Here is a 16,060-nt window from a genome sequence, read left to right as displayed (position 1 = left end):
CTGTTGCTGGTTCAAGGAAACGGATTCTCGATGATCAAGATTGCCATCAATGGTTACGGGCGGATCGGTCGCAACGTGTTGCGAGCCCTCTATGAAAGCGGGCGCGACAAGACCATCAAGATCGTCGCCATCAACGAGCTGGCGGCCCCCGAGGCCATGGTGCACCTGACCCGTTACGATACCAGTCACGGTCGCTTCCACCATCCGGTGCAACTGGCGGGCAACAGCATGCTGGTGGGGGAGGATCTCATCTCCCTGTTTGCCGAGCGGGATCCGTCAAAGCTGCCGTGGCGGGCGCTGGGGGTCGATGTGGTGCTCGATTGCACCGGGGTATTCGGCTCGCGGGCCGATGCCGAGCTGCATCTGTCGGCGGGGGCGGGCAAGGTACTCTTCTCCCACCCGGCGGATGCCGATGTGGATGCCACCGTGGTCTACGGGGTCAACCATCATACCCTCACCGGAGCGGAGCGGATCGTCTCCAACGCCTCCTGTACCACCAACTGCGTGGTGCCGGTCATTGAAACATTGCATCGAGAATTCGAGATAAATTGTGGTACTATTACGACAATTCATTCTGCCATGCATGATCAGCAAGTCATCGATGCCTACCACAGTGACTTGCGCCGAACCCGCGCTGCCAGTCAGTCCATCATTCCGGTGGATACCAAGCTGGCAAAGGGGCTGGAGCGTATCCTGCCCCACTTCGCCGGCAAGTTCGAGGCGATCGCGGTGCGGGTGCCGACCATCAATGTAACAGCGATGGATCTCAGTATTACTGTTCGTAAAAAAGTGACAGTTACTGACGTAAATCAAGCCCTGCAACGGGCATCCAGAGGTACATTACACGGTATTCTGGATTACACGGAAGAACCGCTGGTCTCCGTAGACTTCAATCATGATGCACACTCCTGCATCATTGATGGTACCCAGACCCGGGTGAGCGATGCCAACCTCGTCAAGATGTTGATGTGGTGCGATAACGAATGGGGCTTCGCAAACCGGATGCTGGATACCACCCGGGCCATGATGGCCGCAGGCTGAGCCTGCCCCGGGCGAAAGGTTACTGTTTTTAACATTACCTGGAAAATATAGAGGACTGAATATGTCTGTTATCAAGATGACTGACCTGGATCTGGCGGGTAAACGCGTTCTGATCCGTGCTGACCTGAACGTACCGGTAAAAGACGGCAAGGTCACCTCCGATGCACGTATCGTTGCGACTCTGCCGACCATCAAGCTGGCTCTGGAAAAGGGCGCCAAGCTGATGATCACCTCCCACCTGGGTCGTCCGACCGAGGGTGAATACAACGAAGAATTCTCCCTGGCTCCGGTTGTCAACTATCTGAAAGACGCTCTGTCCTGCCCGGTTCGCCTGGCCAAGGATTACCTGGATGGCGTAGAAGTCGCTGCCGGTGAGCTGGTTGTGCTGGAAAACTGCCGCTTCAACAAAGGCGAGAAGAAGAACACCGAAGAGCTGGCCAAAAAATACGCCGCCCTGTGTGACGTCTTTGTAATGGACGCGTTCGGTACTGCTCACCGCGCCGAAGGCTCCACCTACGGTGTTGCACAGTTCGCTCCGGTCGCCTGTGCTGGTCCGCTGCTGGCGGGTGAACTGGAAGCGCTGGGCAAAGCCATGCTGAAGCCCGAGCGCCCGATGGTTGCCATCGTTGGCGGCTCCAAGGTCTCCACCAAGCTGACCGTTCTGGAATCCCTCTCCAAAATCGCTGACCAGCTGGTTGTCGGTGGTGGCATTGCCAACACCTTCATCGCAGCTGCCGGTCACAACGTCGGCAAGTCCCTGTGCGAGCACGACCTGATCGACACCGCCAAGAAACTGGCTGCCGAGACCAACATTCCTGTGACCACCGACGTGGTTGTAGGTGCCGAGTTCTCCGAGTCCACTCCGGCGACCATCAAGTCTGTTAACGATGTGACTGACGGCGACATGATCTTCGATATCGGCCCGGATTCTGCCAAGGCCCTGGCTGACATCATCATGAACGCCAAGACCATCCTGTGGAACGGTCCGGTTGGTGTGTTCGAGTTCGACCAGTTCGCTGAAGGCACCAAGGTTATCGCTGAAGCCATCGCTGCTTCTCCGGCCTTCTCCATCGCTGGCGGTGGCGACACCCTGGCTGCCATCGACAAGTTCGGCATCGCTGACAAAGTCTCCTACATCTCCACTGGCGGCGGCGCCTTCCTGGAGTTCGTAGAAGGCAAGGTACTGCCGGCTGTTGCGATTCTGGAACAGCGCGCCAAAGCCTAATTGACCCGGAACGGGGGGCAAAAGCCTCCCGTTTCGTTTATCATGTGCCCGCTGTGCCGGTTCATGATGAACCCCCCATTTTTTATTAACGGCATACGAGACAGGACGATTAAACATGTCTAAGAAAATTTTCGACTTCGTAAAACCCGGCGTGATCACTGGTGATGACGTTCAGAAAGTGTTCGCCATCGCTAAAGAGAACGGCTTTGCTCTGCCGGCAGTAAACTGCGTTGGTACCGACTCCGTGAACGCCGTACTGGAAGCTGCCGCCAAGGTTAAAGCGCCGGTTATCGTTCAGTTCTCCAACGGTGGTGCCGTGTTCACCGCCGGTAAGGGTCTGAAGCTGGAAGGTCAGAAAGCTGCCATCCTGGGTGCCATCTCTGGTGCCAAGCACGTTCACGCTGTTGCCGAAGCCTACGGCGTGCCGGTAATCCTGCACACCGACCACGCTGCCAAGAAGCTGCTGCCGTGGATCGACGGTCTGCTGGAAGCGGGCGAGAAGCACTTTGCTGAAACCGGCAAGCCGCTGTTCTCCTCCCACATGCTGGATCTGTCTGAAGAGTCTCTGGAAGAGAACATCGACATCTGCTGCGAGTACCTGACCCGCATGGCCAAGATGAACATGACTCTGGAGCTGGAACTGGGTTGCACCGGTGGCGAAGAAGACGGCGTCGACAACAGCCACATGGATCAGTCCGCTCTGTACACCCAGCCGGAAGATGTTGCTTACGCTTACGAGCGTCTGTCCAAGATCAGCCCGCGTTTCACCATCGCTGCCTCCTTCGGCAACGTACACGGTGTATACAAGCCGGGTAACGTCAAGCTGACCCCGTCCATCCTGGACGCTTCCCAGAAGTACGTTTCCGAGAAGTTCGGCATCCCTGCCAAGTCTCTGGACTTCGTATTCCACGGTGGTTCAGGTTCCACTCTGGAAGAGATCCGCGAGTCCATCTCCTACGGCGTAGTGAAGATGAACATCGACACCGACACCCAGTGGGCAACCTGGGAAGGTCTGCTGAACTTCTACAAGAAGAACGAAGCTTACCTGCAAGGCCAGCTGGGCAACCCGGAAGGCGCCGACAAGCCGAACAAGAAGTACTACGATCCGCGCGTATGGCTGCGTGAAGGTCAGACTTCCATGATCGCTCGTCTGGAGAAAGCATTCTCCGACCTGAATGCCATCGACGTACTGTAATTCGTTACAGCACCTTGATTGCATGAAAAGGCGCCCTTCGGGGCGCCTTTTGCATTTCTGTGATCCGCACCGGTTGGTGAGTGGAGGGGGAACTGGGTATTATCGAAACAACTTTGCTTATTTTATTAAACAATTTGCAACCAAGGCAGGATGCTGAGTATGCAGGCAGGAAAGCACAACGGATATCAGGAGCACGTCGCCTCCTACTACGCGGCCACCCGCAACGACTCGCAACAGTGGCCCGAGCTGGAGGGGGAGCACAAGGCTGACGTCTGCATTATCGGCGGCGGTTTTACCGGTCTCAATACTGCCATCAATCTGGCGGATGCCGGTTACAAGGTCGCCTTGCTGGAGGCCAACCGCATCGGCTGGGGCGCCTCCGGGCGCAACGGCGGTCAGCTTATTCGCGGTATCGGCCACGACACCAGCCAGTTCGCCCGCTGGATCGGTGAGGATGGGGTGCGCGAGCTGGATCTGATGGGGCTGGAGGCGGTGCAACTGGTGCGCGAGCGGGTCGAGCGCTTCAATATCGACTGCGATCTCACCTGGGGTTACTGCGACCTCGCCACCCGTCAGCGTCATCTGGCCGGCTTCGAAGAGGAGCTCGACCATCTGGCGAGTCTGGGGTATGAGCACGAGTTGAAGCTGGTGCCGCGTGAAGATATCCATAGCGTGGTGGGGTCGGATCGCTATATCGGCGGCCTCATCGACATGGGCTCCGGCCATCTCCACCCCCTCAATCTGGCGCTCGGCGAGGCGCGTGCCGCCGCCAGCCTCGGGGTCTCCCTGTTTGAACACTCCAGAGTGACCCATATCGACTATGGCAAGCAGGTCGAGGTGACCACGGCTCATGGGCGGGTTACTGCCGACTATCTGGTGATCGGCTGCAACGCCTATCTCAACGACCTCAATCCGGAGCTGGGAGGGCGGGTGCTACCTGCCGGTTCCTACATCCTCGCCACCGAGGTGCTCGATCGCCGCTTGCGCCAGCGATTGCTGCCGCAAAACATGGCGGTGTGCGATCAGAACGTGGCCCTCGACTACTACCGCCTCTCTGCCGATGGCCGTCTGCTGTTTGGCGGGGCCTGCAACTACTCCGGCCGGGATCCCCGCGATATCAAGGCCTTTATGTTGCCCAAGCTGCTGCGAGTCTTCCCCGAGCTGGCTGGCACTGCCATCGAGTTTCAGTGGGGCGGCATGATCGGGATCGGCGCCAACCGGCTGCCGCAGATTGGCCGCCTCAAGGAACACCCCAACGTGCTCTACGCCCAGGCCTATTCGGGTCACGGCCTCAATGCCACCCACATGGCAGGCAAGCTGGTGGCCGAGGCGATCCGCGGCGAGAGCCGAGGTTTCGATCTCTTTGCCAGCGTGCCCCATATCACCTTCCCCGGCGGCCCGGCGCTGCGCTCCCCGCTGCTGGCACTGGGAATGTTGTGGCACCGGATGAAGGATATCTTCTGACCCCCATTGTCAGCCTGCGCAGTGATGGCTGAACGTGGCCCCTTTTTGCCAACCCCTTGTTTATAGCGGGTTAGCACTATCGTTCCGCCCGATAGACCAAAAGATGCATTCGCGCCAATCTCGTCCGATTGGCGCTATCTTTTAGGTGTGAGAGCGGTTATCTGCCAAGGGGCAAGGGGTTGTCAGATTGCCGGAATATTTGTCGAGAAAGGGCCGAGGACGGGGAGAGGAGGGCCAAGATGGAGATAAATGTGGTCGCGTCAGGCGGGCTCACCCCGCTGGCGCAACGGCAGGGTTCTCCCGCCGTGCAGGCACAGGAGCGGGCTGCGACTTCACCATCAACGGGCAGTGACAGCCGGATGGTACGCGACCTTGGCGCTGTGCTGGATGAGCTGGGGCTGTCACCGCAAGGGGAGAGCAGCGGCGGTGGCACTGTTTCAATCAGGGATTCGCTGGAAGCGTTCATCAACACCATGATGGGCTCCCTGCAACAGCAGCAGGAGCAACAGTTGGCATTGCAGCAACAACAGCGGCAAGAGCAGGAACAGCGCAAACTCGCCATCGCCGACAGCAGCGAAAACCCGCTCAAGCGGGATCTGGAGCGCCTGCTGGAGACGCTGGATCAGCAGGGCGGACAGGAAAAAGAGAGCGAGCAAGGAGCCGAGCGTGAAGCGGTGAACCCCTTGCAGAGCCAGCTGACCAAGCTGCTGGAGAGCAGTGGTGCGGCAGAGAGCGGGGTCACCCTCAAGGAGGTGCTGTCAGGGTTGGTCAGCAAGCTGCCGAACGAACCTGTCGAGCGAAAAGGGTATCGGGTCGATACCCAGGTTTGAGCTGGTTGGCAACGGCAGCCCAGCCGTTGCAGAGCATAAGGGGCGGAAAGCGCTTTATTGGGCCGGTTCAGCCAGCCGCCACCCCTGTTCGTCCTTCATCATCCACACATCTGCCTCTTGCGGCAGCACCTGGCCCGCCTCGAACTCGCCATATTTGCGCTCGAGATCCATCAGACCCATCTCCTGCTGGAAGGGGCCAACCCGGTCGTAGACCAGGTCCTCGTCGTGCAACACCTGCAACTGATCGAGCCCCTGCTTGAAGTGGAGCTGGTAACTCACCTTGACCAGATAGACCCCCTCCATCCGCTCCTCCTTGCCGAGGATGGTGAAGTCGCTGATATCGAACAGGTTGGCGTCTGTCTCGGCCAGCAGCTTGGCGGTGACCTGCTGGCGGATATCCTCTTCACCGGGCCCTGCACTGCAGCCATAAAGCCAGAGGGCTAGCAGGGGGATGAACCACTTTTTCATCAAAACTCCGGACAAGTACAAAACGAGAGGGGCGATTGTGCCACGCGAATGCGCGGCGGCAAACCTCGGCTCACGGTTCCAGTGAACGTTCCAGCACGATGGCCTCGGCCCGATAACCAGCCAGCTCGCGGCGATAGCACTCGGTGAAGCCTCTGCGCAGCCAGAAGGATAGAGCACTCTCATTGCAGGCAATCACTGACAGGCGAAGCCGGGTAGCCCCCCATGAGCTTGCCAGCGTGCAGGCGTGAAAATAGAGCGACTGACCACGGCCACTCCCTTGCCAGGGTTCCCCCACCAGTAACAGACCCAGATAGGCGGTGTCTGGATTGGGGTAGCCGCGCAGCAGATCAATGACAGCGGTGAGTTCTCCCTGCTCCCAGCGGCCGATGAGATGTTTGTCGGAGAGAGGCAGGCCGGATGGGCAGGCGACAAGTTCCTCTTCTCCTGCCTGTGCAGAGAGAGGGTCATTGCTCACCGCCGCCTGATAGGAGGGGGCCTGCTCGAACAGCCGCTGCAAGGCAGGTGCATCGCTTGTCTGCAGCCGACGCAACTCAGTGTGCATCACTTACCATCTCGAGATGTTTGGCAAAGGGGATAGGCCCCATAAAGCCGGTGACCCGCTGCCCTGTCAGCTCCTTGCCCTCGCGGTCGAAGAAGATGAGGGTCGGCAGCCCCAGCACATTGAGGCCGTTGAGCAGCTCGATATCGGCATCGTCGTTGGCGGTAACATCCGCCTGCAGCAGCACCATCTGGCCGAAGCGCTCCCGCACAGCTGGATCGCTGAAGGTCTTGTGCTCGAACTCCTTGCAGGCGACGCACCAGTCGGCGTAGAGGTCGAGCAGCACCGGCTTGCCGCGGGCGGCGGCCAGCTGCACCTTGAGATCATCCAGCGTCTTGACGCGGATAAACTGCGGCGCCGTTTGACTGGCATCCGTCGTGATGGCAGCAGGGGGGGGCGGTTGCAGCAGATCCTTGCCCACTACCACGGCGCTGATCATCGCCAGCAACAGCACGAAGCCGCGCACGCTTTTGGCCACCGAGTGGGGTTGGTGCTGGTTGTGGTGATAGAGGTAGCCGCACAACAGCAGCCCCCAGCCGAGCCAGGCGAGAGTGGCAATCTGATCGCTCCAGAGCCGTGACAGCAGCAGGATCGGCACTGCCAGCAGGGCAAAACCAAACAGCTGCTTGATCACATCCATCCAGGCGCCCGCTTTGGGCAGTAGCTTGCCACCCGAGGTGCCTAGCAGCAGCAGCGGTAGCCCCATCCCCAGTGACAGCGCATAGAGCGCCGCCCCGCCGAGCCAGAGATCGCCGCTCTGGGCCACGTAGATCAGCGCCCCCGAGAGCGGCGCCGTGGTGCAGGGGGAGCAGACCAGCCCGGAGATCATCCCCATGATGGCGACCCCGACTACAGAGCCGCCCTGCTGGCGGTTGGAGAGACCGGAGAGCCGGGTTTGCAAACTGCTCGGCAGTTGCAGGGTATAGAGTCCGAACATGGAGAGGGCCAGCAGCACGAACATCACCGAGAGGCCGATCAGCACATAGGGGTGTTGCAGCGCCGCCTGGAATTTCAGCCCTGCCGAGGCCACTACCAGCCCCAGCAGGGTGTAGGTGACCGCCATCCCCTGCACATAGACCAGAGAGAGCAGGAAGGCGCGACCGGTAGAGAGGCGATGGCCGGCACCGGCGATGATGCCGGTCAGAATGGGATACATGGGGAAGACGCAGGGGGTGAAGGCGAGCCCCAGCCCCAGCGCGAAGAAGGCGACGATGCTGAGCCAGAACCCCTGATGTCCGAGGGCGGCGGCCAGCTGGTCCTGCTGGCTAACCGGTGCGACGCTTTGTGCCGTTTCAGCAGTGGACGCTGTGGTTGCCGTGACCAGCGGGGCCACATCGATCAGCTTGTCGGTCGGTGGATAGCAGAGGCCGTCGGTACAGCCCTGATAGCGCACCCGCAGGGCGGCATTTTCCCCCACCTCCTTTAGCGGCACCGCGATGCTCACCTGCTGATAGTAGACCCGGGTCTTGCCGAAGAAGTCATCCTCGTGCTCTGTGCCTTCCGGCAGGGTCGGCTCGCTGAAGGTGAGGTTGTTCCCCTTGAAGCGCAGGCTGTGGCGATAGAGGTAGTAATCGTCGGCGATATGGAGGGTTAGCAGCAGCTGATCGCCACGCTGTTCGCTCTCGATCTGAAAGGCCTCATCGACCTGCAAAAATTTGGGTTTGGCATTGGCCTCAATGCCCAGCGAGCTGAGCAGGTCGGCGCCGCTGGCGTGGGCAGGGGCGCTGCCCACCGCTATCGTCAACAGGGCACAGAGCAGCAACAGGAGAGAGAGCAAGCGAGTGAATGTCATGAGGTCTCCCCATTGAGCCAGTCCAGATAGGCGGGTAGTCCGGCACTCACCGGCAGGGCCAGCAGCTCGGGCACCTCATAAGGGTGATTGGCTTGAATACATGCCTGCAGCTCGGCAAAGAGTGGCTGGCGGGATTTGATGATGAGCTGGATCTCGGTGGCGCGCTCCACCTTGCCTTGCCAACGATAGACGGAGGTAATGCCCGGCAGTTGATTGATGCAGGCGGCCAGCCGCTGGTTCAGCAGCTGTTCGCAGAGAAGGTCGGCACTGGTTTGATCTGGGCAGGTGCAGAGCACCACAATGGCGTCGGTCATAAAGCGGATCTTCACCTCGTTGGGGTAAACCGGGCAGGCGCCCTTGCCATCTCATCCCTTTATGCGGATGAAGGTGAAAAAAGCGCCTGAAAATCAGCGGCTACTATACCCCAGAGGCGCTTCAAATAGCATCTGTAGCCATTTGTGAGCCAGCGCCAAAAATTTGTGGGGGGCATGAGATAGACGCTGTCATGGGGACAGGGCAGAATGAGCGGGCTTGTTCCCAATTGACGTAAGGAAATGTATGACCCAACAGAATGAGCAGCAGAGAAACCGCATGTTGAGCCTGCTGCGCGAAGGTGAGCGCCGCATGTTGGTTCAATTGGCCGGGCTGCTGCGCACGACCGCCGATGAAATCAATGCCGAGCTGGAGAAAGAGGAGCTGATGGCCACCCTGGAGCAGCCCATCACGGTGGAGTATCTCAACGGCGTGGTGCAGCACCATCTGTTCGAGCGCAAACACAAGGGAGATATGGCGGTTGCCCAGCAGATCCTGAGCGATTATCAGAGCGAACTGGAAGCGCTGCAGGCTGCCCAGGCACAGCCTGAAGAGGCTGCCGCTGCCGACGAGAGCGGCGAAGAGCTCAAAGCCCAGGCTTGAGCGATGGGCAGGCCTGAATCCTTACCTCTGAATCAGCCGGCCTGCCAGCGCTGATCCCTCTTGCGGCCCCATCATGTCTGCCATGATGGGGCCGTGTCGTTTCTTCTGTTGCCTTCCCTTGTTGACCTTCACTTCTCGGTTTCAATCCAACTGATTCGTGCCTTAGCGCGCCCCTTGTGGTATGCCGTGCGGCACTTCGCGGGGGATGGGGAACACCTTGTCATAGCCCCAGTTGTAGACGAAGGCATAGATCAGATAGAAGACGACGAAGCCCAGATCCAGCACCAGCGCCTCCAGCAGGCTGACGCTCAGCCACCAGGACATGACCGGCAGCGCGACGATCAGCAGACCGCCCTCAAAGCCGAAGGTATGCAGCACCCGTTGCCACAGGGTTTTGTGGGTATGGCCCTGATATTTGAGCAGCAGCTTGTCGACCCCGATGTTGTAGATGTAGTTCCAGACGGTGGCCAGCACCGAGAAGAACAGTGCCAGCGGGCCCATATGGTTGAGCCCGACCCCGGTAACCCAGCTGGCCAGCGGGGCGGCAATCAGCAGGCCAATGAATTCAAAGCCAATGGCATGGCGCAGGCGATCGTTACGGGTACGCATAAGTCACTCTCTCAATCAGATTTATTCACGGATTGCTGGTTAATCTATAGATCTTTAGCGATAGATTCATGTTGGTATCCATCGCTAAAATAGATGGATGAGAGGGCTTGCCGGAGGGCAACAAGATGACGCCATCACTGGAACAACTGAGGATCTTGCTGGCGGCCGCCGAAACCGGCTCGTTTTCCGCTGCCGCCCGCAAGCTGGGCAAGGCACAGTCGGTAGTGAGCAGCGCTATCGCCAATCTGGAGATCGATCTGGCGCTCACCCTGTTTGACCGCAGCGGCCGCTATCCGCAGCTGACGGAGGCGGGGGCCCGCATGGTGCAGGAGGCGGGGATCCTGCTGGCGCAGAGTGAACGGTTGCAATCCATTGCCGGAGAGCTGGCGGCCGGGGTGGAGACGCGCCTCACCCTGGCCATCGATGATGACTCCCACCTCCCCTGGCTCGGCACCCTGCTGGAGGCGTTCGCCACTCGTTACCCGACCGTGGAGCTGGAGCTGCTCTTCCCGTTGATGGAGGATGTGACCGAGATGCTGGTGACTGGGCGGGCCCAGCTTGGCATCAGTTATCAGAAGGTGCATCCCCAGCGGGAGATTGTCGCCCGTTCGCTGGGGGAGGTGACCATGCCGCTGGTGGTGTCACCGGATCATCCGCTGGCCCGCAAGCAGCCGCTGCGGGAGGTCGATCTGCAGGGGGCACGTCAGCTGATGGTGACCGGCCGACGGGAAGGGAGCGAGCGCCAGCGGTTTCGCATTTCTGCTCAGGTGTGGTGGATTGAGGGGGATCTCGGGGTGCTGGAGCTGGTCAAGCGGGGCCTTGGCTGGTCCGCCATCCCGGAATTTCTGCTGCATCAGCCGTTGGCTCGCGGCGAAGTGGTGGTGCTGGAGCCGGACTTTATCGCCAGCCACGCGCTGGCGCTGGAGTTGCAGTGGCATCGCGCCCGCCCGCTGGGGCAGGCGGGGCGCTGGCTGAAGGAGGCACTGCTGGCGCGGGTGCCTCGCTAGCCGACCTTACTCGGTCAGGGTGTAAGGCAGGGGTTGCACGGTGAGGCGGGAGCCTTCGTCCTGCTTGAGGCGGAATAGGGCGTCAGCCTCGGTATCTTTCGGCAGTACGGCGGTGAGCCACACCTGTCCGGCCTGTTGCCAAGCGTTGAGCACCATGCCGCTGCGGCGCCAGTTGTCACCCAGTTGCAGCTCAAGTGTATCGCCGCTGGCGACCGGCTCGTCGGTAGTGCCCGCCAGCAGGAACAGGGCGCGGTTGTTGGCGCCGCGATACTTGGCACGGGCCACCGTCTCTTGCCCCATGTAGCAGCCCTTGTTGAAGCTGATGCCGTCCAGTGCCTGCAGGTTGAGCATCTGCGGGATGAACTCCCCCTGATGCACAGCTTCCATGTGTGGCAGGCCCGCCTTGATCTCGAGCCCCCACCAGAGTGACTCGTCACCTTGCGGCAGGGCGTCGGCTTGCTGATTGCTTACCAGCAGCCAGCGATCCTGTTCAATCTTCACCGCCATGCCGCCGTCGATAAGACCGCTCTGCAGAAGGCCAAACTGCTCGGCGATCCACGCATCGCTGCCCGTACCGGCGATCCCGGTAGCGTGACGCTCATCGGCGGCGATCTCGACCTTGGAGAAGACGGCAAATTTCTTCAGCTCCGGCAACTGACGTTCCAGCACCGAGGGGCTGGTCAGCAGCAGCAGGCTGTCGTCGAGGCAGAGCAGGCGGAAATTGCTCCACAGCTTGCCCTTGGGATCACAGTGGCCACCCGGGGTCTGTTGCCCCGGTTGCAGGGCGTTGACATCACAGGTGACCTGACCTTGCAGATATTTGGCGCGATCCTGGCCGCTGATACGGGTGATGGCCAGCTTGGTCAGGGGGAAGCGGGTCGGCTCGGCAGGAAAAACAGGTGGTTGCAGGCTCACGATGGTATTCCAGAGAGAAAGTATGTGAGCTGCATGGTAAAGACGTAACTAATGTTTGTCAGCCGGAAAATCCAGCTGGTACCATCCCCCGGTCTTTGTAAGGAGAGTGCCATGTTGAGCCCAGTTGAAAAATCCCGCCTGAAGTGGGCCTGCCGTCGCGGTATGCTCGAGCTGGATGTGATCTTTATGCCCTTTTTCGAACACGAGTTCGACTCCCTGAGCGAAGCCGATCAGCAGACCTTTATCCGCCTGCTGGCGAGCGACGATCCGGATCTGTTCAAATGGTGCATGGGTCATGGTGTACCTGCCGATCCCGCATTTGCCGCCATGATCCCGATGATTCTGGAGCGCAATCAGGCGCGCCACGACCGCCAGGGGTAATACCGTGGAGCGGGTGATCATGACGGTTCACCCCTCCCGCCATCAGCAATATTTGCTGGTGGCCCTCTTTCTGTTGCTGCTCTGGCCGGTGGCTGGCCTGATTGCCGGTTGGCAGTGGGCGCTGTTGCTGCCCGTCTGGCTGGCGGCGCTCTGGTTGAGCTGGCGCTCCCTCGCCGCGCCCCCGTTCGAGCTTGTCTGGGATGGCCAGTGGCTGCAGTGGCAAGGTCGTCGCTATCAGCTTGACAAGAAAAGCCGCATTCTGCCCGGCGTGCTCAGGCTGGTGCTTTGTCCCGAGCAGCAAGAGAGTGGAGCCGTGTCGCCACGGCAACTCTGGCTCTTCTCCGACGCCCTTCCCCCCGAATATTACCGCCTGCTGGCGCGAGCCATCCACTTTCTGCCGTCCCGGTGCTGACACCTGCTTCCAGTGATGACCATGTGCTGATTTATCGCGATAAGCCGCTGCTATGTGGCTGATGACGGTACTCTTTTTGTGGCTGAAAAGCGGTTGAAAACAAGTGACCCCGCCGGGGCGGGGTCACTGATTGCTGAAACGCTTGGCAGGAAGGGGCATTAATCCCGCTCCGGGGTCAGTACGGTCGGCTTGGAGTTCGGCAGCATATCCGGATGATCCAGGTTGTAGTGCAGGCCGCGGGACTCCTTGCGCTGCAGGGCGCAGTTGACGATAAGCTCGGCTACCTGCAGCAGGTTGCGCAGCTCCAGCAGGTTGTTGGAGACGCGGAAGTTGGCGTAGTACTCCTGCACCTCCTGCTTGAGCAGGTCGATGCGGCGCTTGGCGCGGGCCAGGCGTTTGTTGGTACGCACTATTCCCACGTAGTCCCACATCATCAACCGCAGCTCGTGCCAGTTGTGCTGGATCACCACCAGTTCGTCGGAATCTTCCACCTTGCTCTCGTCCCACACCGGCAGGCGTGGCGGCTCCACGCTCATCGGCAGCTTGGCCAGAATATCGGCCCCCGCCTGATGGGCATAGACTACGCATTCCAGCAGGGAGTTGGAGGCCATGCGGTTGGCGCCGTGCAGACCGGTGTAGGTCACTTCGCCGATGGCGTAGAGGCCGGGAATATCGGTCTGGCCATTGTTGTCGATCATCACGCCACCACAGGTGTAGTGGGCGGCTGGCACGATGGGCATCGGCTCCTTGGTGATGTCGATGCCGACCGCGAGGCAGCGCTCATAAATGGTCGGGAAGTGTTTGATGATGAAATCGGCCGGTTTGTGGCTGATGTCCAGATACATGCAGTCGGCGCCAAGTCGCTTCATCTCGTGGTCGATGGCGCGGGCGACGATATCGCGCGGTGCCAGCTCGGCCCGCTCGTCAAACTCCGGCATAAAGCGGCTGCCGTCGGGGCGGCGCAGATAGGCTCCCTCGCCACGCAGCGCTTCGGTCAGCAGGAAGTTGGGATCATCCGGGTGGAACAGGCTGGTGGGGTGGAACTGGTTGAACTCCAGGTTCGCCACCCGACAACCGGCGCGCCACGCCATCGCGATGCCATCGCCAGAGCTCACATCCGGGTTGGAGGTGTACTGATAGACCTTGGAAGCGCCACCGGTCGCCAGCGCCACGAAACGGGCGCGGATCACTTCGACCTGCTCGGCGTTGCGGTTCCAGACGTAGGCACCCAGCACCTTGTTGCCCGGCAGGTTGAGCTTGCGGGTGGTGATAAGGTCGACCGCGTTGAAGCGCTCCATCAGCTGGATATTGGGGTGAGCGCGCACCTGATCGATCAGGGTGAGCTGCACCGCCTTACCGGTGGCATCCGCCGCGTGGAAGATGCGGCGATGGCTGTGGCCCCCTTCCCGGGTGAGGTGGTACTGGGACTCGCCGTCGGCGTTCTCCTCCTGATCGAAGGGGACCCCTTGCTGAATGAGCCACTGGATGGACTCGCGGGCGTGGCGGGCGGTGAACTCGACCACTGCCGGGTCACACAACCCGGCGCCCGCGTTGAGCGTGTCGCTCACGTGTGATTCGATGCTGTCGGTTTCGTCGAAAACGGCAGCGATGCCTCCTTGCGCATAGAAAGTGGCCCCTTCACTGATGGGCCCCTTGCTCAGAACCAGGACTTTGGCGTGGTCTGCCAATCGCAACGCGAGGGACAAACCAGCGGCACCGCTGCCAATGATCAGTACATCGCAAAGGTATTCAACACTTGCTTTCATAAGTATCATTGGCCTGGATTAAGAACTGGCACCATGGTAGCCCAAGCGAGGGCGAGGATGCAGCCTGCATCACATTTTTTTCAATTGAAGCGAACTTTCTCTGATTCTCCCTGTCTGAACTTGTGCGCTTAGGAAGGGCCGGAAAAGAAAAACGATAACCTGATGGGGGTTTTACGGCTCTGATGAGCGACCAGAATCTACTGGACGAACAGCTGGTTGAACGGGTCCAGCGCGGCGATAAAGCAGCTTTCAACCTGTTGGTAAAAAAATACCAGCATAAGGTGGTCAACCTGGTTGCCAGGTATGTCAACAATCCCGGTGATGTGCCCGATGTGGCGCAAGAGGCCTTTATAAAAGCCTACCGTGCATTGCCGACATTCCGTGGCGAAAGTGCTTTTTACACTTGGTTGTACCGAATTGCCGTGAACACGGCGAAGAATTATCTCACCTCCCAGGGGCGCAGGCCGCCCAGCAGTGATGTGGAGGCTGACGAAGCGGAGTCTTATGGTGGTGGTGAAGCCTTGCAAGAGGTCTCAACCCCCGAAAACCTGGCGCTGACTGACGAGATCAAACGCACCGTGTTTTCAGCCATAGAGGCATTGCCGGAAGACCTGAGGACAGCTATCACTCTTCGCGAACTGGAAGGGCTGAGCTACGAAGAGATTGCCGAAATCATGGATTGCCCAGTGGGTACGGTCAGATCCCGTATCTTCCGGGCGAGGGAAGCAATCGATAAAAAGCTGCAACCTCTGATCGAGAATTAACTGGGGAAAGACGGGTTAACTTATGGCAAATAAAGAGCAAATCTCTGCCCTGATGGATGGTGACCTGAGTGACGCAGAGGTACTGAACGAGCTGGAGATGGACTCCGACTTGCAAGATACCTGGGGTCGTTACCACCTGATCGGCGATGCCATGCGGGGTGACCTGCCGGTCAATCTGCAACTGGATCTCAGTGACAGCATCATGGCTGCGCTGGAAGATGAGCCCACCATACTGGCACCCAAGCCGGTCGAGACGGCTCCCGTGCTGCAACCTGCCGTTGCGCCGGTTAAGACTGATTCCAATGTGGTTCCGTTGTTCCGCCGTGTCGGTCAGCAACTGGGTCAATATGCCATTGCGGCATCCGTGGCCGCTGCCGTTATCTTCGGGGTGCAGCAGTATCAGGGGCAGGATGGCGTTCCGGCCAATCCGGTGCTCAATACCATTCCAATCGGTGGCAGTGCGGCGCCTGTGAGTGTTCACTATCCGCAACAGGATGGTGCCCGTGCCCGTCAGCAGGGGCTGACCGAACAGCAGATGCAGGAGCAGCGGGAGCGGATCAACGCCTTCCTGCGTGACCACCAGTTGCAGCAGCGCCTGTTGCAAGACAGACAGATCCAACAATAACGAATTGTCAGGGATACAAACGTGCGCCAGTCCAGCCGTATTTTGCTGGCCTCTCTCCTGCTGATTAGTGCCAAGGCCTCGGCCGACGATAA

The 16,060-nt window shown here is 59.8% G+C and carries 18 protein-coding genes; 11 read left to right on the top strand and 7 right to left on the bottom strand.

The genetic code is table 11. The features are described 5' to 3' along the window. The first annotated feature begins 30 nt into the window (after positions 1 to 30). The 5 genes from epd to AB5Z05_RS14715 all read left to right on the top strand — a co-directional run bounded on the left by epd (position 31) and on the right by AB5Z05_RS14715 (position 5,755). Positions 31 to 1,041, top strand: coding sequence for an erythrose-4-phosphate dehydrogenase (gene epd / locus AB5Z05_RS14735; protein WP_042010525.1), 1,011 nt, complete (start codon positions 31 to 33; stop codon positions 1,039 to 1,041). Between the two features lie 61 nt (positions 1,042 to 1,102). Beyond that, complete coding sequence (locus tag AB5Z05_RS14730; protein ID WP_005340965.1) at positions 1,103 to 2,266, top strand: phosphoglycerate kinase; 1,164 nt, start codon at positions 1,103 to 1,105, stop codon at positions 2,264 to 2,266. Positions 2,267 to 2,381: 115 nt separating this feature from the next. Further along, positions 2,382 to 3,461 (top strand): class II fructose-bisphosphate aldolase, encoded by a 1,080-nt coding sequence (gene fbaA, locus AB5Z05_RS14725; RefSeq protein ID WP_005335434.1) that lies wholly within the window; start codon positions 2,382 to 2,384, stop codon positions 3,459 to 3,461. Positions 3,462 to 3,620: 159 nt separating this feature from the next. Continuing rightward, entirely contained in the window at positions 3,621 to 4,925 is a 1,305-nt protein-coding gene (locus tag AB5Z05_RS14720) for an NAD(P)/FAD-dependent oxidoreductase (RefSeq protein ID WP_368152055.1), read from the top strand. 239 nt (positions 4,926 to 5,164) lie between these two features. Beyond that, positions 5,165 to 5,755, top strand: a complete 591-nt coding sequence (locus tag AB5Z05_RS14715; RefSeq protein ID WP_368152054.1) for a hypothetical protein — start codon at positions 5,165 to 5,167, stop codon at positions 5,753 to 5,755. Between the two features lie 54 nt (positions 5,756 to 5,809). Here the strand turns inward: AB5Z05_RS14715 and AB5Z05_RS14710 are convergent, their stop codons facing one another. From AB5Z05_RS14710 to cutA, 4 genes are all read right to left on the bottom strand, one after another. Beyond that, complete coding sequence (locus AB5Z05_RS14710; RefSeq protein ID WP_100652971.1) at positions 5,810 to 6,223, bottom strand: hypothetical protein; 414 nt, start codon at positions 6,221 to 6,223, stop codon at positions 5,810 to 5,812. 70 nt (positions 6,224 to 6,293) lie between these two features. Then, positions 6,294 to 6,785 carry an N-acetyltransferase gene (locus tag AB5Z05_RS14705; protein WP_236323404.1) on the bottom strand — a complete coding sequence of 164 codons (492 nt, stop codon included), beginning with the start codon at positions 6,783 to 6,785 and terminating at the stop codon, positions 6,294 to 6,296. Next, positions 6,775 to 8,574, bottom strand: a complete 1,800-nt coding sequence (locus AB5Z05_RS14700) for a protein-disulfide reductase DsbD (RefSeq protein ID WP_368152053.1) — start codon at positions 8,572 to 8,574, stop codon at positions 6,775 to 6,777. The genes AB5Z05_RS14705 and AB5Z05_RS14700 overlap by 11 nt, the downstream gene beginning before the upstream one ends. Beyond that, on the bottom strand, positions 8,571 to 8,888 hold the full coding sequence (gene cutA / locus AB5Z05_RS14695; RefSeq protein WP_005335428.1) for a divalent-cation tolerance protein CutA: 318 nt from the start codon (positions 8,886 to 8,888) through the stop codon (positions 8,571 to 8,573). The genes AB5Z05_RS14700 and cutA overlap by 4 nt, the downstream gene beginning before the upstream one ends. Positions 8,889 to 9,132: 244 nt before the next feature. On the opposite strand from cutA, the gene AB5Z05_RS14690 reads away from it, so the two are divergent. Next, complete coding sequence (locus AB5Z05_RS14690; RefSeq protein ID WP_005362699.1) at positions 9,133 to 9,489, top strand: hypothetical protein; 357 nt, start codon at positions 9,133 to 9,135, stop codon at positions 9,487 to 9,489. A gap of 162 nt (positions 9,490 to 9,651) precedes the next feature. Here AB5Z05_RS14690 and AB5Z05_RS14685 read toward each other — a convergent pair whose 3' ends face one another. After that, complete coding sequence (locus AB5Z05_RS14685; protein WP_323894166.1) at positions 9,652 to 10,098, bottom strand: PACE efflux transporter; 447 nt, start codon at positions 10,096 to 10,098, stop codon at positions 9,652 to 9,654. A 125-nt stretch (positions 10,099 to 10,223) separates the two neighbouring features. On the opposite strand from AB5Z05_RS14685, the gene AB5Z05_RS14680 reads away from it, so the two are divergent. Beyond that, positions 10,224 to 11,105, top strand: a complete 882-nt coding sequence (locus AB5Z05_RS14680; protein WP_368152052.1) for a LysR family transcriptional regulator — start codon at positions 10,224 to 10,226, stop codon at positions 11,103 to 11,105. A gap of 6 nt (positions 11,106 to 11,111) precedes the next feature. Here the strand turns inward: AB5Z05_RS14680 and ygfZ are convergent, their stop codons facing one another. Further along, positions 11,112 to 12,020, bottom strand: coding sequence for a tRNA-modifying protein YgfZ (ygfZ, locus tag AB5Z05_RS14675; RefSeq protein ID WP_368152051.1), 909 nt, complete (start codon positions 12,018 to 12,020; stop codon positions 11,112 to 11,114). A gap of 111 nt (positions 12,021 to 12,131) precedes the next feature. On the opposite strand from ygfZ, the gene AB5Z05_RS14670 reads away from it, so the two are divergent. Continuing rightward, a complete protein-coding gene (locus tag AB5Z05_RS14670; RefSeq protein WP_005335417.1) occupies positions 12,132 to 12,401 on the top strand; it encodes a succinate dehydrogenase assembly factor 2 in 270 nt (89 codons plus the stop codon). Between the two features lie 19 nt (positions 12,402 to 12,420). Then, on the top strand, positions 12,421 to 12,813 hold the full coding sequence (locus tag AB5Z05_RS14665) for a protein YgfX (protein WP_323894171.1): 393 nt from the start codon (positions 12,421 to 12,423) through the stop codon (positions 12,811 to 12,813). 158 nt (positions 12,814 to 12,971) lie between these two features. On the opposite strand, the gene nadB is transcribed toward AB5Z05_RS14665, so the two are convergent. Continuing rightward, positions 12,972 to 14,579: an L-aspartate oxidase gene (gene nadB, locus AB5Z05_RS14660; RefSeq protein WP_323894173.1), complete on the bottom strand. Its 1,608-nt coding sequence runs from the start codon at positions 14,577 to 14,579 to the stop codon at positions 12,972 to 12,974. 182 nt (positions 14,580 to 14,761) lie between these two features. Between nadB and rpoE the strand changes: the two genes are divergently transcribed. Continuing rightward, positions 14,762 to 15,343, top strand: coding sequence for an RNA polymerase sigma factor RpoE (rpoE, locus tag AB5Z05_RS14655; protein WP_005335411.1), 582 nt, complete (start codon positions 14,762 to 14,764; stop codon positions 15,341 to 15,343). A 22-nt stretch (positions 15,344 to 15,365) separates the two neighbouring features. Continuing rightward, positions 15,366 to 15,968, top strand: a complete 603-nt coding sequence (locus tag AB5Z05_RS14650; protein WP_005335409.1) for an RseA family anti-sigma factor — start codon at positions 15,366 to 15,368, stop codon at positions 15,966 to 15,968. Positions 15,969 to 16,060: the final 92 nt, after the last annotated feature.

The sequence above is a fragment of the Aeromonas sp. R2-4 genome (genome assembly GCF_040908365.1).
Taxonomy (GTDB): Bacteria; Pseudomonadota; Gammaproteobacteria; order Enterobacterales; family Aeromonadaceae; genus Aeromonas; species Aeromonas veronii.
The sequence above is the reverse complement of the archived record's forward strand: the minus strand, read 5'-3'. Positions and strand labels throughout refer to the sequence as shown.

Bases quoted from the DNA above. Each gene is read 5' to 3' on its own strand.
- AB5Z05_RS14700 (WP_368152053.1), bottom strand. From the start codon at position 8,574: ATGACATTCACTCGCTTGCTCTCTCTCCTGTTGCTGCTCTGTGCCCTG.
- AB5Z05_RS14720 (WP_368152055.1), top strand. From the start codon at position 3,621: ATGCAGGCAGGAAAGCACAACGGATATCAGGAGCACGTCGCCTCCTAC.
- AB5Z05_RS14730 (WP_005340965.1), top strand. From the start codon at position 1,103: ATGTCTGTTATCAAGATGACTGACCTGGATCTGGCGGGTAAACGCGTT.
- AB5Z05_RS14715 (WP_368152054.1), top strand. From the start codon at position 5,165: ATGGAGATAAATGTGGTCGCGTCAGGCGGGCTCACCCCGCTGGCGCAA.
- AB5Z05_RS14680 (WP_368152052.1), top strand. From the start codon at position 10,224: ATGACGCCATCACTGGAACAACTGAGGATCTTGCTGGCGGCCGCCGAA.
- AB5Z05_RS14665 (WP_323894171.1), top strand. From the start codon at position 12,421: ATGACGGTTCACCCCTCCCGCCATCAGCAATATTTGCTGGTGGCCCTC.
- rpoE (WP_005335411.1), top strand. From the start codon at position 14,762: ATGAGCGACCAGAATCTACTGGACGAACAGCTGGTTGAACGGGTCCAG.
- AB5Z05_RS14650 (WP_005335409.1), top strand. From the start codon at position 15,366: ATGGCAAATAAAGAGCAAATCTCTGCCCTGATGGATGGTGACCTGAGT.
- AB5Z05_RS14690 (WP_005362699.1), top strand. From the start codon at position 9,133: ATGACCCAACAGAATGAGCAGCAGAGAAACCGCATGTTGAGCCTGCTG.
- AB5Z05_RS14710 (WP_100652971.1), bottom strand. From the start codon at position 6,223: ATGAAAAAGTGGTTCATCCCCCTGCTAGCCCTCTGGCTTTATGGCTGC.
- fbaA (WP_005335434.1), top strand. From the start codon at position 2,382: ATGTCTAAGAAAATTTTCGACTTCGTAAAACCCGGCGTGATCACTGGT.
- epd (WP_042010525.1), top strand. From the start codon at position 31: ATGATCAAGATTGCCATCAATGGTTACGGGCGGATCGGTCGCAACGTG.
- AB5Z05_RS14685 (WP_323894166.1), bottom strand. From the start codon at position 10,098: ATGCGTACCCGTAACGATCGCCTGCGCCATGCCATTGGCTTTGAATTC.
- AB5Z05_RS14670 (WP_005335417.1), top strand. From the start codon at position 12,132: ATGTTGAGCCCAGTTGAAAAATCCCGCCTGAAGTGGGCCTGCCGTCGC.
- AB5Z05_RS14705 (WP_236323404.1), bottom strand. From the start codon at position 6,785: ATGCACACTGAGTTGCGTCGGCTGCAGACAAGCGATGCACCTGCCTTG.
- cutA (WP_005335428.1), bottom strand. From the start codon at position 8,888: ATGACCGACGCCATTGTGGTGCTCTGCACCTGCCCAGATCAAACCAGT.
- nadB (WP_323894173.1), bottom strand. From the start codon at position 14,579: ATGAAAGCAAGTGTTGAATACCTTTGCGATGTACTGATCATTGGCAGC.